Source organism: Methanobacterium sp. (assembly GCA_039666455.1).
Taxonomy (GTDB): domain Archaea; phylum Methanobacteriota; class Methanobacteria; order Methanobacteriales; family Methanobacteriaceae; genus Methanobacterium_D.
Genome location: JAVSLW010000001.1, coordinates 1 through 14,875, shown reverse-complemented (window position 1 = coordinate 14,875; position 14,875 = coordinate 1). Strand labels below are relative to the sequence as shown.

16 protein-coding genes are annotated in these 14,875 nt (G+C 35.5%); 11 read left to right on the top strand and 5 right to left on the bottom strand.

The genetic code is table 11. The annotated features are described in order from the left end of the window. Positions 1-49 precede the first annotated feature (49 nt). From rplJ to PQ963_00040, 9 genes are all read left to right on the top strand, one after another. Positions 50-562 carry a 50S ribosomal protein L16 gene (rplJ, locus tag PQ963_00080; GenBank protein ID MEN4028068.1) on the top strand — a complete coding sequence of 171 codons (513 nt, stop codon included), beginning with the start codon at positions 50-52 and terminating at the stop codon, positions 560-562. A gap of 13 nt (positions 563-575) precedes the next feature. Further along, positions 576-2,870 (top strand): phosphoenolpyruvate synthase, encoded by a 2,295-nt coding sequence (ppsA, locus tag PQ963_00075; GenBank protein ID MEN4028067.1) that lies wholly within the window; start codon positions 576-578, stop codon positions 2,868-2,870. A gap of 250 nt (positions 2,871-3,120) precedes the next feature. Beyond that, positions 3,121-4,296, top strand: a complete 1,176-nt coding sequence (gene mfnA / locus PQ963_00070) for a tyrosine decarboxylase MfnA (GenBank protein MEN4028066.1) — start codon at positions 3,121-3,123, stop codon at positions 4,294-4,296. A gap of 41 nt (positions 4,297-4,337) precedes the next feature. Next, positions 4,338-4,832 carry a fumarate hydratase C-terminal domain-containing protein gene (locus tag PQ963_00065; protein ID MEN4028065.1) on the top strand — a complete coding sequence of 165 codons (495 nt, stop codon included), beginning with the start codon at positions 4,338-4,340 and terminating at the stop codon, positions 4,830-4,832. A 380-nt stretch (positions 4,833-5,212) separates the two neighbouring features. Beyond that, positions 5,213-5,875 carry a right-handed parallel beta-helix repeat-containing protein gene (locus tag PQ963_00060; GenBank protein MEN4028064.1) on the top strand — a complete coding sequence of 221 codons (663 nt, stop codon included), beginning with the start codon at positions 5,213-5,215 and terminating at the stop codon, positions 5,873-5,875. Between the two features lie 427 nt (positions 5,876-6,302). Further along, on the top strand, positions 6,303-7,418 hold the full coding sequence (locus PQ963_00055) for a chitobiase/beta-hexosaminidase C-terminal domain-containing protein (GenBank protein MEN4028063.1): 1,116 nt from the start codon (positions 6,303-6,305) through the stop codon (positions 7,416-7,418). Beyond that, entirely contained in the window at positions 7,381-8,808 is a 1,428-nt protein-coding gene (locus PQ963_00050) for a hypothetical protein (GenBank protein ID MEN4028062.1), read from the top strand. Before PQ963_00055 ends, PQ963_00050 begins: the two co-directional genes overlap by 38 nt. Positions 8,809-8,859: 51 nt before the next feature. Next, positions 8,860-9,519 (top strand): hypothetical protein, encoded by a 660-nt coding sequence (locus PQ963_00045; protein ID MEN4028061.1) that lies wholly within the window; start codon positions 8,860-8,862, stop codon positions 9,517-9,519. Positions 9,520-9,694: 175 nt separating this feature from the next. Beyond that, positions 9,695-9,934, top strand: a complete 240-nt coding sequence (locus tag PQ963_00040) for a hypothetical protein (GenBank protein MEN4028060.1) — start codon at positions 9,695-9,697, stop codon at positions 9,932-9,934. 20 nt (positions 9,935-9,954) lie between these two features. On the opposite strand, the gene upp is transcribed toward PQ963_00040, so the two are convergent. From upp to PQ963_00020, 4 genes are all read right to left on the bottom strand, one after another. Beyond that, on the bottom strand, positions 9,955-10,590 hold the full coding sequence (gene upp, locus PQ963_00035; protein ID MEN4028059.1) for a uracil phosphoribosyltransferase: 636 nt from the start codon (positions 10,588-10,590) through the stop codon (positions 9,955-9,957). Positions 10,591-10,674: 84 nt separating this feature from the next. Next, positions 10,675-11,220 (bottom strand): tRNA (cytidine(56)-2'-O)-methyltransferase, encoded by a 546-nt coding sequence (locus PQ963_00030; GenBank protein ID MEN4028058.1) that lies wholly within the window; start codon positions 11,218-11,220, stop codon positions 10,675-10,677. A 22-nt stretch (positions 11,221-11,242) separates the two neighbouring features. After that, on the bottom strand, positions 11,243-12,055 hold the full coding sequence (cobS, locus tag PQ963_00025; GenBank protein ID MEN4028057.1) for an adenosylcobinamide-GDP ribazoletransferase: 813 nt from the start codon (positions 12,053-12,055) through the stop codon (positions 11,243-11,245). Between the two features lies 1 nt (position 12,056). Beyond that, positions 12,057-13,109: a phosphatidylglycerophosphatase A gene (locus tag PQ963_00020; protein MEN4028056.1), complete on the bottom strand. Its 1,053-nt coding sequence runs from the start codon at positions 13,107-13,109 to the stop codon at positions 12,057-12,059. A gap of 106 nt (positions 13,110-13,215) precedes the next feature. On the opposite strand from PQ963_00020, the gene PQ963_00015 reads away from it, so the two are divergent. Beyond that, complete coding sequence (locus PQ963_00015; protein ID MEN4028055.1) at positions 13,216-13,545, top strand: MJ1244 family protein; 330 nt, start codon at positions 13,216-13,218, stop codon at positions 13,543-13,545. 108 nt (positions 13,546-13,653) lie between these two features. Here PQ963_00015 and PQ963_00010 read toward each other — a convergent pair whose 3' ends face one another. Continuing rightward, on the bottom strand, positions 13,654-14,091 hold the full coding sequence (locus PQ963_00010; GenBank protein ID MEN4028054.1) for a response regulator: 438 nt from the start codon (positions 14,089-14,091) through the stop codon (positions 13,654-13,656). A gap of 392 nt (positions 14,092-14,483) precedes the next feature. Here PQ963_00010 and larC point away from each other — a divergent pair. Continuing rightward, positions 14,484-14,875, top strand: a 392-nt coding sequence (larC, locus tag PQ963_00005; GenBank protein ID MEN4028053.1) for a pyridinium-3,5-bisthiocarboxylic acid mononucleotide nickel chelatase, incomplete at its 3' end; no start/stop codon positions are given.

Genomic DNA, 14,875 nt, shown 5'->3' with positions numbered 1-14,875 from the left:
TATTAAATTGTGATTATGTGTATATATAGAAGGAAGCATTTATTAACTTATAGACAAGAAAGTTTATAGAGGAGGATTATTAATGAGAGCATATACAAGAAAAGAATATATCAGAAAAATTCCAGGTTCAAGAATAGTTCAATATGATATGGGAAATCTTTCAGCAGATTTCCCTTTAAGAGTAAGTCTTGCCTTAAAAAAGCCAGCGCAGTTATCACATAACTCACTGGAGGCGGCAAGGATTGCCTCGAACAGATACATGCAGCGAAGGGCCGGTAGGATGGGTTACCATCTTAAAATAAGAGTTTACCCTCACCATATTGTAAGAGAAAACCCCATGGCAACTGGTGCTGGTGCAGACAGAGTACAGGACGGGATGAGAAAGGCATTTGGGAAACCTGTAAGCTCTGTAGCATTAACAAAAGCAGACCAGAAGATTTTAACTATAGACACAAATAAGAGGAACTTCAAAGACGCGAAAGAAGCTTTAAGAAGAGCTGCAATGAAGTTCCCCGTGCCCTGTAGGATTGTCGTGGAAAAAGGTGAAGAATTAATAAAATAAAAGGGTGTTCAGCATGAACTATGTGGAGTTTTTTGAAGAGCTTAAAAAGGAAGATGTACCAATTGCCGGTGGAAAAGGGGCAAATCTGGGGGAGCTAACAAATGCAGGGATCCCTGTGCCTCCCGGATTTGTAATTACAGCAGCAACCTACAATAAATTTATAGAAGAAACAGGTATCTTTGATGAAATAATGGGCATTCTTGATGCTACAGATGTTAACAACAATAAAGAGCTTCAGGAAGCATCAGCAAGAATAAAAAAAATAATAATAGATTCTTACATGCCTGATGATATAAGGACAATCATTGTAGAGGCTTACAATGCATTATGTGAGCGCGTTGGAAAAGAAGATGCATTTGTTGCAGTTAGATCATCTGCAACAGCAGAAGACCTTCCTGAAGCATCATTTGCAGGGCAACAAGAAACATTTTTAAATATTAAAGGTACAGAAAATGTTTTAGAACATGTACAAAAGTGCTGGGCATCATTATTTGAGTCCAGAGCTATTTTTTACAGGGAAGAACATAATTTTGATCATTCCAAAGTTTATATTGCTGTCGTTGTTCAGGAAATGGTAGATGCCAAAAAAGCAGGCGTGTTGTTTACAGTACACCCTTCCACTGGTGAGGAAAACACATTAATTGAAGCGTCATGGGGGTTAGGTGAAGCAGTGGTATCAGGCACTGTCACACCCGATACTTACTGGGTAGACACAAAAACCGGTGCAATCCTTGAATCTGTTATCAGCGAAAAAAGTATAATGTTTACAAAAGATCCAGATACTGGAAGAACTGTAAAAATGGAAGTTCCAGATGATCTGAAAAATAAAAGGGTTTTAAGCACCCCTGAAATCACAGCACTTACAAATATGGGTAAGAGAATTCATGAACACTATGGATCTCCGCAGGACACTGAATGGGCAATAAATAATGGAAAAATCTTTATGTTACAGTCAAGGCCCGTAACAACACTTAATATGGGTAATGAGACAAAGACTGAAGAAGTTACTGAAGAAAGAACCATAGTTACAAAGGGACTTGGTGCAAGCCCGGGAATGGCTTCAGGTGCAGTTAAAATCATTAGCAGTACTGATGAACTTGATAAAATCGAAGAAGGAGACATACTGGTTACAGTTATGACCACACCGGACATGGTCCCTGCAATGAAAAGGGCGAATGGAATCATTACTGATGAAGGTGGAGTAACCTGTCATGCTGCAATTGTTTCAAGAGAGCTTGGAATACCCTGTGTTGTAGGAACTGGTGATGCGACAAGGGTTCTTGAAGAAAACGAAATTATAACCCTCGATGGAGACAAGGGAACAGTTTACAAAGGAAAACTTGTAGAATCAGTAAAAAAGGAAATTAGAGAAGAACAGCCAGCTGTGATGGCACATGCACCCATTATTACAGTTACAGAAGTTAAAGTAAATGTGAGCATGCCTGAAGCAGCTAAAAAAGCCGCTGCAACAGGAGCAGATGGTGTAGGCCTTCTTAGAACTGAACACATGATGTTAACCTCTGGAGTTCACCCTAAAAAGTTTATAATGGACGGAAATGAGGATGAACTTATAAAAATTCTTGTTGAAAACATCCTTAAAGTTGTAGATGAATTCTATCCCAAACCAGTGTGGTACAGAACTCTTGATGCTCCAACAGACGAATTCAAGTCTCTTGATGGGGGAGAAGACGAGCCGTACGAACACAACCCAATGCTTGGATGGAGAGGTATCAGAAGAGAATTAGACGAACCTGAAATCCTGAAAGCTGAATTTAAAGCCATTAAAAAACTCCATGAGCAGGGATATACTAACATTGGAATAATGATCCCACTGGTACAGCACCCTGATGAACTCAGAAAAGCCAAGCAAATAGCAGAAGAAGTGGGCTTAAAACCAGGAAAAACAATTGAGTTTGGTATCATGGTGGAAACACCTGCAGCAGCTCTTACTATTGAGGACTTCATTGCTGAAGGGGTGGACTTTGTAAGCTTTGGAACAAATGATTTAACCCAGTATACACTTGCAATTGACAGAAACAATGAAAATGTTGCTGATATTTACACTGAAAAACACCCGGCAATATTGAAATTACTGGTTCATGTTATAAATGCATGTAATAAGGCAGGAGTTAAAACCAGTATCTGCGGACAGGCAGGAAGCATGCCAGACATAGTTGAAAAGCTTGTTGAGGCAGGAATTGAGTCAGTATCTGCAAATACTGATGCAGTTGCAACTGTAAGAGAGGTTGTGGCCAGAGTTGAAAAGAAGCTTGTCTTAAAAGCTGCAAGAAAACGCTTACAGGAATAAAAACCTATTTTTATTTTTTTTAAATTATTCGCCCAAAAACGAAGTATTTAAAAATATCTGGTAGAAAAACGGAGTTTTTTGCACGCTCCAATCGGATTTTAAAAGACTTTAAAAATATTTGGTTTTTGCAAGGGTGCTGAAAAATGTAAAACATTTTTTTCAAGTTTCAATTTGTGTTTCAAAAATTTGTGAGAGCCCCTGAGGGAGTTTGTTTTTAAATCACTGTTTAATTATTTTTCAGGTAATTAAAATGGATAGAAAAGGAATGAATAGGCAGGAAATATCAGAAAAACTCAAAAGCTTTAAAAAAATGGATATGACCTACAAATCAGGCCGAATACTTGGCTCAATGTGTACAGGTCCCCATGAGGTCGGCCTGGAAGCATATTACATGTTCCTGGAATCTAATGTAGGTGATCCTGGTCTTTTTAAAGGTGCCAGACAAATTGAAAAAGAAGTTATAGAAATGCTTGGAAGTCTTCTTGGTAAAAAAGACGTCTGTGGACATATAATAACTGGAGGGACTGAAGCTAACATAATGGCCATGTGGGCTGCCAGGAACTCAAGCAGTGTTGAAAATCCGGAGATAATAATTCCTAAATCTGCACATTTTTCCTTTAAAAAAGCAGCAGACATGCTTTGCTTAAAAATAAGAGAAGCAGAACTCGATAAAAACTATCGTGTTGATATAGAGTCTGTTAAAGAGTTAATATCTCCAGATACTGTTGCAGTTGTTGGCATAGCTGGAACAACAGAACTGGGAGTTATTGATCCAGTTGAAGAGCTTTCAAATCTTTGTCTTTGGAAAAATATTTATCTTCACATTGATGCTGCATTTGGAGGATTTTCAATTCCATTTTTAAATTATGCTGGTTATGATTTACCTAAATTTGATTTTTCACTTTCTGGAGTTTCATCTATCACAATAGACCCTCATAAGATGGGTTTAGCACCAATTCCTACTGGTTGCATTCTATTTAGGGATAAAACTTATCTTCAAAGTATAAGTACTGAAACACCATATTTAACAGAAAAAGAACAGTCTACTGTTGTTGGCACAAGAACTGGTGCATCAGCTGCTGCAGCATGGGCCCTTATGAAATATTTTGGAAAAGAGGGTTATGCAGAGGTTTCAAAAAAATGTATGAAAGTAACTGAACTTCTTGCAGAAGGTATTGAAGAATCAGGATTTAAATTGATAAGAAAACCCGAATTAAATATTGTTGCATTTAAATCTGATGAAATAAAAATTGAAAAGATCGCCAGTGAACTTGAAAAGAAAGGATGGATGGTTTCAATATCTGCATATCCAAGAGCCATAAGAATCGTGGTCATGCCTCATATTAAAGAGGAACATGTGGAAGAATTCCTGAAAGACCTGTATGAGATTTATACAAAACATACTGCAGAGAATTTATCAAAATAGGAGAGGAACAGGCGTAAATTGAGATAAAGTAGATGATTAACATGAAACTAATTAAAATACCAGTAACTGATGATGTAATTGCAGATCTTCAAGTTGGAGACAGGATTGAAATAAGCGGAAGGATATATACTGGAAGAGATGCTGCTCTTCCAAAACTTGTTAAATCACTTAAAAACGGCGAAAAACTCATTGATGTTCAGGGGTCTGCATTAATGCACACTGCAGTGAGTGGTGCTGGAATAGCACCTACAACAAGTAATAAAGAAGAAATTCAGGAGAATATTCCCTACCTTGCAAAGGCAGGAGTTAAAATTCATATTGGAAAGGGAGCATTAAGCGAAGATACAGTTAGGGCGCTTCAAAAAGAAAATTCTATTTTTGTAGTGACTCCGCCGGCAGCAGCACTTCTTACAAGTAAGGTTAAGTCAAAAAAGGTTGCAGCATTTGCTGAAGAAGGAATGGAGGCAATTTTTGAGCTTGAGGTTGATGGTATTCCAGGGATTGTGGCGGTAGCTCATGGGAAGTCTATATATTAAACATTCGATGTGTTATACAGAAATAAAACCATTTCTGGATATTAAACTCAGTCTTATACTTGTTTTTCTTTTTCTATAATTTTTATTGATATGGGATTTAATACCTAATATTTGATAACTTATATCAGGTGTTTTTGGTTTTCATCATAAAATATTACACCCCGCACAATAAATATAAATTCACTTTACGATCTATTGATTATTAAATACAAAATATTGAATTCTATACCTAATTTTTTGTTAATAGATTTTTATGATTATTTTTTGTGATGTTATTTTTTCCATTTATCAATTTTACTTTATATTAATTCAATTAAAATGGAAAAATATAAATATAAGAAGTTACGATTCATTCATAATAAATAGCTGGAGAGAATATTATGGTTAAGTTGAGATGGACGATATTTTTGATTTTAATCTTATGTTTTTTGAGTATAGGCACTGCGTCGGCAGCTAACTGGACTGTTAATCCAGGTAGTAGTATTCAATCGGTTATAAACAATGCATCTTGTAATGATACGGTTATTGTGAATGATAACAATGGTTCTGATTATACTTACACTGAGAATGTGGTTATAAATAAAACAATTGCATTACGGGCTAAAGCTGGCGGTAATGTGACTTTGCAAGCGTTGAATTCTTCGAAGCCAGTTATTATGATTAATTCACTTGGAAATGGTACTGTAATACAAGGGTTCACTATAAAGGGTGCTTCAGCTGATAGTTCAAATGGAATTCTGTTGAACATGACTTCAAATTGTAATATTACTGGAAATAATTTAACTGGTAATTATAATGGAATTTATTTGAATGGTTCAAATAATAATACAATTCAAAATAATACTATAATAACTAATAGCTATGCAGGAGTTGGGCTTTTAAGTTCAAATAACAATAGAATCCAAAATAATACTATAACAAATAATACTTGGTATGGTGTTTATTTAGGTTATTCTAATGGTGTTATTATAACTGGGAATATTATAGCAAACACTGTATGGAATCAATCCACAGTACTCATCAGCAAGCATCCACTTCAATAGAATCACTGGATGTAGCTCTTTTGGGCTTGTAAACCAGTGTAATAGCACTATAAATGCTACAAACAATTGGTGGGGTTCTAACACTCCAACTTATCTTAGCTCACCAAACTGGCCATCATATTATGATATCTGGAATGCAAACGGCACTGTTTACTACAATCCATGGCTGGTTTTAAGCGTAACTGCTAGTCCTGCTGGTACTAATGGCAATTCCACAGTTACAGCAAACTTAACTCGCAGCAATCAGGGTGGAAATACTTCTTCCCAGGGAAATATTCCGGATAATATTCCAATTAACTTCACCACAAACGTAGGTACTGTAACAGGCACAGTTTACACACGCAATGGAAAAGCTAATGCAACATTTAGCCGTGGAAAAGCTACTTCAGGAACAGCAACAGTCAAAGCAACATTAGATAAACAAACCGTGCAAAATAGTGTTACTATTGACACAACACCACCAAAGGTAACTGCTAGTCTTGCAGGTGGAATTTATAATATGACAAAGTCTGTAACTTTAACTGCAACAGATAATTTTGATTCAAATCCAGTAATTTATTACAGTACTAATAAGGGCGCTACATGGAATAGGCGAGTTAAAACTGTAACTTTAAACCTTAATCAGGGCGTAACAAACTTAAAATTTTATGCTCGTGATAAGGCGGGTAATATCGGTGCAACTCGGACTGTAAGTTATACTATTGACACAACTGCACCTATAGTAACTGCAAATCCTGCAGGTGGAAATTATAGTACCACACAAGTTGTAACTTTAACAGCGACTGATAATCTTGATTCAAATCCTGTTATTTATTACACTACAAATGGTAGTAATCCTACGACTTATAGTACAAAGTACACTGGTCCTATTAGCATTGCTAATACTACTGCGTTGAAGTTTACGGCTGTGGATAAGGCTGGTAATCAAGGACCTGTTAATATTGAACAATATATTATTGGTAGTCTTGTTCCTTTCAACTATACTGTAGAAATTCCTAATAGGGTTCATGTTAAAATGGGATCATCTACTGCATCAATATTTCCTTATAGGGAGATTACCATCACAATGAATAACCAATCGTACCCCTTCTATTGGAGTTATCCTAAAATGGGAGAATTTGATTATAATGGTACCGGTTCTAGACCTAATTTGTTTGGGGGTTTGATTTATTTCATTCCTGAAAATGATAGTATGAGAGTTATTGATAGTTTGGATGAAATTGATTCACCGGGTATAAGTTTATATTGTTCAATGTTATTCTATAATTGGGGATATGTTATGGGCTGGCCAAGTGAAATTACCTATCATGGTTATTTTGCTGATGATGTTAGTCAATTTAGTGCTATTTTTGATCAGACAAGAATTAATGGAATGTCAATTCCAGAGACTGAAAGTATTTATTTAAACTTAAATGGTGTTAATAAGGCGGTTATTTCATTTACAATGGCACTTCCAGAATATAATGATTATGATTTGAGGGCAGCATTAGCTAGAGAGATGGGAATTGATACAAGTAAGTATCCATGGCACACCGGATTATGATCATGCTCCATACACGTATTTTAGAGATGACATTGATGATTATTTAAGATTTTCAAATACCAATGAGTCCCTTTTTGTCAATGGTAATTATAATTCTATTAGGGCAGGCCCTTCTAAAGAATATATAACAACTAAATTTTCAATGAATAATTATACTGTTGAAAGAAAAGAAACAGTAACTTACGGTACATATTACGCACCAGCCTCCAGTCTGGGGTCTGGTTTCGAATGCGTTCAAAGTTTTGCTGTTGTTAAAAATATTGTGACAGATGAAATTGTTCAACAATGGTTAAATAGAAATATTACTTATCCTGTTGGTGGATTGAAGGCAGCTTACGGAACCTTCATGACTGCACTCACCACACTATGGCTCAGTGATAAGTTAGCTGATGAAATGGCTTCCTGTTTGAATGTGACTTGGAATAGGTTTACTCCAACAGTAGTGATGGCTGGTGTAACTGGTGGTAAAGCATATGTGCATTGTCAGGATCCTGCGATGGGTATGAGTATTAATGGTGATTCTCAGAATGTGATGTTCTTCAGGTTTGTTAATTCGTTGATGTTATCTGAGATTGAAAATGGAGTTTTAAGCTCAACTGGTTTGCAGGTTAACTCTACATTATCTCGTATAATTTCAGGAATTTTAAATGGTGAACCTTTCTTATTTGTCCTTGATGAGGAGGCTAATAGATTAACACTTATGTTAGAAGGTAATGAAAAATTTTATATCATAATTGACCTGAATACTGGACTGGTGCTTAATATTGTGGATGAGAATGGTTCTTTTTATAAAGGAGCAACATCTCAGGATAATGGTTACTGTTTTCATGATTGGCGTACAGAGGGTGTTTGCAAATTTGTTGGTAACTTATTGCATGATTTTGCTAATGGCTTAAAGGATCCACACACTGCAGCAAGCACAATTGGAGGAATACTGCTAGTTGGAGCATGTGTTGCCTCAGGACCCGTAGGATGGGCTTTATTATTAGGAGGGATACTTCTTTGTGCTGGGGGTTCTGGTTTGTTAGATGATATATCTGGTCCGAATCCGGGTTATAAGAATCCTTATAATTGGCTGGATTTCGGATGTTCTCTTCTTTTTGCCAGAGTTGGTGCTTCGGGAGCAAAAGCTGCGGCGGGTCCTATAATCAAAAATATGGGTAAAAAGTTGGCAGTATCCAATGTACCAATAAAAGGAACCTTGAATCCTGCAAAAATAGCTACTACGATGAAATTTGGAAAGTATGAAATAATGACTTCAAACCAGAGAATTGTAAGGGGAGCGCTTGGAAGAACTGAAACAGAACAGGTTCTCACATTTTCCGAGGAATACTTAAAATCAACAGGGATCTCAGTTATTAAAGATCAAGCCCCTCCTCTTCCTGCATAATTTATATATTTTATAAATTCAGTAAGATTGTAACTGCGAAGGTGATATGATATGGATCAGGATTGGATAGAAGCTTTAGCATTAATGGGAAGTTGCAGTGTGTGTTTGTTAGTAGTATATTATTCAACAAAGTTTTGGGGATGGAATTGGGAAAAATTAAAAGATAAATTCAGGTCAATGGGTGTTAAATTAGATTATCAGTTGGAATTATTAACGGGATTGATAGTTATGGGCTTATTATTTGTTTTTGTTTCTCCAGTTATTGGAGGTATGATGCGTAATATCCCTGCTCTTTTTGGTTTCCTAGTTGCAGTATGCTATCCTCTTTTGATAATGATTTTAAGGCCGAATACTTTTGAGAAGGTGTTGAAGATTGTTCCTGATTTTAGTATTTACAGGATTTTTGTCATTTTTTCGGTTTTTGCTGGTGGTTATTTCACGATTGGCGGATTTTCTTCAATGAATTTTAATCATCCGTTATGTCTTTCTTTAACCATGATTATTGTGGGTTTATTGGGTCAGACTGTCCCTTTATTACCCGATTATATTGAGAGGATTACAAGGTTTGATCTGGGGATGAATAGGAGATGGAGGATGAATAATAAAATGTCTCAAAGAGCTTTGATCTTCTTGGGTAGCTTATCGTTTGCAACTTTCATAATTCTACGATTTATAACTGAAAATATTCAATCGAGTGTTTTTGGGATTTAAAATTTGGTGGTAATCTTATCCAGAGAATGAGCACAGCTTTGTATCGAAATGGTGGTTATAGACATTGTTTAGGTGATCCCTATGACCCTAATGCAACTTTTGAGTATAGATAAGCAGGATATGAGGGTGTTAGAAGCTTTGCTCTGGTTACAACCAAAGTTACAGATAATAAATTTTGCGGTACTGGCTGGATAAGAAACCTTTATACTCAGCAGGGCCTATGAAAGCAGCCTATGGTACTTTTTTGGCATCTCTCTTGATGATTAAGTGTCATGATATGGTGGCTGATCAAGCAGCTTCTAAGTTCAATGTCACATGGACCCGTGCTACTCCTGCTGTGGTTTCATGTCTTGATGATGCAACATCAACTTACTTAGGTGAGATGGATCATCGGAGGCATGTTAGTGAGATTTAGTGTTTTCGAAACCAGATGCATTACAAACAGGGCCTACCAAAACATATATCTCCAACATCTCCAAGGCCAGGGATGATGTACCCGTCTTCATTGAGTTTTTCATCAACTGAACAGGTATAAATTTCAACTTCGCCATGATTTTTAAATATTTTCTCTATTCCAGGCTTTGCAGAAACAATATTAAAAATCACGAGCCTTTCAGGTTTCCCTCTTTTTTTAATTTCATTTAAAATGGAATTCATTGTACCGCCTGTTGCAAGCATTGGATCTGCAACTATTACAATCTTATTTTCTAAATCTGGAAGTTTAATATATTCCATTTTTGCATCAAATGGAGGTTCTTCGCTTCTCCAGGCGCCGATAACTCCGTACTCTGCTTCTTTGAATACTTTGGATATTCCTTCAACCAATGGAATTGCAGCTCTTAAAACGCTTACCACCATAATATTTTCCATATCTTTAATTTTAATTCCTTTTGCAGCGCCAAGAGGGGTCTGGACAGTTACAGATTCTTTTTTTAGAGTATTTGCAAATTCATATCCGAGTAATCTTCCAATTTCGATAATCCCTGATCTAAAATGAATGCGGTCTATATTTTTATCTCTTATTTTAGTGAGATTTTCCTGAACAAGTGCATGTTTAACTATCTTTAGCATAATTAACTTTCTATATTTTTATTTATAAAAATTTGATTCTGTTTTTTTAAATAGTAATATAAAATAGCCCAGATATAGGTCCGGTTATTCATTATCAGGATTGTTGTTTATTATAACCTGTTTACCCTCTGTCATGGGCATAACCTTCATTTTTCCGCCTTTAAACTCAAGATCAAGCTCTTTTCCCTCAAATAACATGTGCAAAAACACGGCAAGGGATGAAACCTCGGAGTGGGGTTGGGTTGTAACAGAAACATTCCAGTCTGCCTGTTTATAAACTTTTGTTGGAACTCTTGTACCCCCTACCACAATAAGTTTGTCTTTTGATGAATTTCTGATTTCATTTATAACTTCCTGAACCGGCAGGCCGTACATTGTAAGGTGAACAACTTCTCCGCCCTTATTTTTCCATTCATCAATGAAATTATCTGAATTTTTCCTGTGATCAACTTTGAAATCGCCTCCCCAACGTTCAGCTACATCTTTAACGTTTTGCATAAGCTTCTGGTCTTCATCACCGCTTATAATAGCTTTAGAAGCGCCGAATGCTCTTGCAGCTAAACAAACATGGGTGGTGATTCTTGCATCTCTTTTGTGTCTATGGTCAAGCCGTAATACATTTATTTCCACTTTATCATTCCTTAAATTAAATTTATAAATACATTAAACTGATAATTATCATAATAAGTGATATTGCACGTCCTATTTCATTTGAAGCACCTAATATATCTCCTGTAGCATATTTAAAGTTCTTTTTAGCTATTTCAGCCACCAGATAGCCTCCAACCAGTGCTCCAGTTATTCCTAAAACTCCTGGAAGGTTCAAAACAAAAAAACCTGTAATTCCAGCTATAACAAAAGAAACAGCCAATAAAGGCACGTTCATAGCGTTAATGAAATGTCTGCCGGTTCCACTGGATAGTGGCATGGAAAAGGTTGCACATGATAAAAGACTCATTTTTGCAGATATTTCTGAAGTCAGGAGCACCCAGAATATTAAAACTGCAGGAATGGCGTTGATTGCTGAAAAGGTGGTTATTGCGATTATAAAAAACAGGGAAATGCCGCCAGTGCCTACCGCCATGTCTTTCATAACAGAGATCTTTTTTTGATAGTCTCCCTGAGCCATCAATCCGTCACCCATATCCATTAACCCGTCAAGGTGATGGAAACCTGTAAACCAGATGGCAAAACTGTACACTAAAGCTGCTGAAAGCAGTGAGGGTAAGTGGAGCACATTTAAAGTTAAAAAGCCCACAGCTCCTACAAATATTCCAATCAATCCCCCAATCATTGGCCAAAGCCATGTAAAAGTTGCCATTTCCTCAATTGTGGTGTGAATGTTTATGGGTAAGACTGTGGAAAATGATATGAGGCCTGCTATCCCTCCAGGTTTGGGTATGCCCTTTAAATTGGAAGAATGTTTTTTTTCAGGTTTAGTGTAGAGTACTTTCTTATCGCTCATGTTAATCACCAAAAATCTTGGACATGCACCCTGCAACAAGCCCTGCAAACACATCATCAAGTACAGGGCCAAGTTTGCTTATGATCCCGGGTTTTTCCTCATCATACCTTTTAAAATTGAATATGGCTTTTGTTCCGGCAATTTGATTGGCTATAGACATTCCAAGGATTTCGTCTGAATAAAGGTAAGCTGGATCATCATCTATGTTAACTCCTTCCACTCTGTGTTTCATGTAGTCTTCTTCTAATCTTATCCCTGCAATTATAAACGATACAACATTCAAATCTTCCAGAGATTTTAATATCTGTATGCGTAATTTATCCCGGAGCTCTTCACTTTCTTCAACTCCAACACAGAGTTCCATTCCCGCATCTACGAGATCATCTATTTTTATGTCAATACCCTCAATAAAATCAAGAATATTCTTTGAAAACCCACTTTTTAGCATTGCACTTCCTAAAGCATGTCTTACGCACTTTCCAACTAAATACTGGAGCTCATCATCATCAAGTTCTTCATTACTCACACCAGTGCAGGCAGCTATCAACGTGTCATTACTGTTTCCGGCAGCAAGATCCCATGAACTGCTCCTTACATCTAAATCCCATAATGCTGATACTTTAGCTTCTAAAGCTTTTGAATATGCTTTCATCAGTGTTTTATAATTTAAATTTCTGTTTATCAGTAATATGATATTTATGGATCCTGCATTACTTTCTTTATTTTTAGCACATGTTTCTCCAGCGCCGTAAAGACATGAATTATGGGCAGATATTATGGCTGTGACATAGTCCAGCGTTTCAATGGTGTGGTGTTTGATATCTGCACTGGTTAATGCGATAGCCGAAGGAACAGGCAGATTTTCATTTTCAAGAAGTTTGTTTATATATTCATCTGGATTTTCAGAAATTGAATGCATTATTATTGTTTTAATGTTACTAAAACCATTATTATCTGAATTACTTATTGATAATAGTCCTTTTTCTCTTTGAATAATAATATAATTATCTTTCCTGGAAAATGAGACGTCTTTGATGCAGATATTTGAATCCATTATATCACCATTAGAAATGAACATTTATTTAGAATGGAGTTTTTCAGTTTATCATCAGTATTATACTATATGAAATTAAATATATGTATTATAAGAGGTTGATTATATGAAAGTTCATATTACTGTCTTTGTTTTGATCGAAAATTTAGGAAAAGCAATGAATGCTCTAACTGATGCGGGAAGCACTGGTTTTTACATTCTGGAATATAAAGGAATGTCTCCACAGGATTGGAAAGGGTTTTCCATTAGGGAGGATCCAGAATCAGCCATAGAGATGATTAGACACCATGCAGATGATGCAATCCTTATTTGCAGTGTTGTGGATGAAAAAATAGCTGACAGAATAGTAAAATCAGTTCAGAAAGCACTTAAAGGGGAAAAATATACCATACTGGAAGTTCCTGTACGTAGAATAATTATTGGGGAAGGTAACTAAATATTACATCTTCGGTGCTTTTTAATTTAGTTCAATGTATTCAAATAAAATTAGAAATTGAAAAATTTCTTAATTTAAAATAGGGCCAGATTAGTTTAGATTTAAAGCTCATATTTGGCTGGGTAATTCTACTTTGTTGAGCCAGAAATCCTGGATGGATTGTATCACGCTTATAAAGTGGTCTAAATCAACAGGTTTTTGGATATAGCAGTTTGCATTATTCCTGTATGTGTTTATAATGTCTTCTTCAGCACTGGAGGTTGTTAAAATCACCACAGGTATTGATTTTAATGTATTGTTTTCTTTAATTTCTTTTAAGACTTCACGCCCGTCTTTACGCGGTAAATTAAGATCTAACAAAATTATATCTGGTTTTGAAGCTTCAACATGTTTACCTTTATTTTTTAGAAAATTCATGGCCTCGAAGCCGTCAGTAGCCACATAAATTTTTGTTTTCATTTTAGAATATTTAAAAGCCTCTTTTACAAGCCGTGCATCTGCAGGATTATCTTCAACCAGTAATATATCTATTACAAATTTATTCAATTTACCACCTCCTAACTTAAATTTTTTTAAAAGAATTATATAATTCACTGCTATTTAGATTTTTAAAGATTCAATTGGCATAAATTCACTGTAAAAACGTTTATATAGCTGTATTTATTATTATTTTCTTTAATTATTTTTGTTTGATCATTTGAGAAACTCTATAATTTAATATGTATGTTTAAATTATTAATACTTTATTATTTTTATCTTCAATTTGAAAACAACAATGCAAGTTAAACATGGTTTAATTAGTCATAAGAAATAAAAGTCAAAGGAAAATTTAAATTTTTAAATATAATTTAATCTGATGTATCAAAATAAATATATAACTAAGATTTACAATTAATAAATAAAGGGATTTTAAAGTGATTTAAAGATTCAGTGATATAATGGCCGTAATTTTAGACCCACAAAACTCGGGAATTTCAGGAAACATGGTTTTAGGGGCACTTTTAGATATTGGAGCAAACAAAGAAGGCGCTGTTGATATAATGGAGTATTATGCCTCCTATTTTGGAGATATAAGTGTAAAAATAAATAAGGTTAAAAAATCAGGCATTCTGGCATCATATGCAAATGTTAAATCCTGTGATGAAGGGGCAATTGGATACAGGGCACTGCTTGAAAGACTTGAAAAAATTGATTATGAAAAAATTAATGAAAATGTCATTAAATTTTCTAAAAAAGTATTTAAAACTCTTGCAGAGGCTGAAGCTAAGGTTCACGGCACAACCCTTGATAAGGTACATTTCCATGAAGTAGGTGCTGCAGATGCAGTTGC

Excerpts from the sequence above, each read along its gene's own strand:
- ppsA (MEN4028067.1), top strand. The coding sequence starts at position 576 with ATGAACTATGTGGAGTTTTTTGAAGAGCTTAAAAAGGAAGATGTACCA.
- mfnA (MEN4028066.1), top strand. The coding sequence starts at position 3,121 with ATGGATAGAAAAGGAATGAATAGGCAGGAAATATCAGAAAAACTCAAA.
- PQ963_00065 (MEN4028065.1), top strand. The coding sequence starts at position 4,338 with ATGAAACTAATTAAAATACCAGTAACTGATGATGTAATTGCAGATCTT.
- PQ963_00060 (MEN4028064.1), top strand. The coding sequence starts at position 5,213 with ATGGTTAAGTTGAGATGGACGATATTTTTGATTTTAATCTTATGTTTT.
- PQ963_00045 (MEN4028061.1), top strand. The coding sequence starts at position 8,860 with ATGGATCAGGATTGGATAGAAGCTTTAGCATTAATGGGAAGTTGCAGT.
- upp (MEN4028059.1), bottom strand. The coding sequence starts at position 10,590 with ATGCTAAAGATAGTTAAACATGCACTTGTTCAGGAAAATCTCACTAAA.
- cobS (MEN4028057.1), bottom strand. The coding sequence starts at position 12,055 with ATGAGCGATAAGAAAGTACTCTACACTAAACCTGAAAAAAAACATTCT.
- PQ963_00020 (MEN4028056.1), bottom strand. The coding sequence starts at position 13,109 with ATGGATTCAAATATCTGCATCAAAGACGTCTCATTTTCCAGGAAAGAT.
- PQ963_00015 (MEN4028055.1), top strand. The coding sequence starts at position 13,216 with ATGAAAGTTCATATTACTGTCTTTGTTTTGATCGAAAATTTAGGAAAA.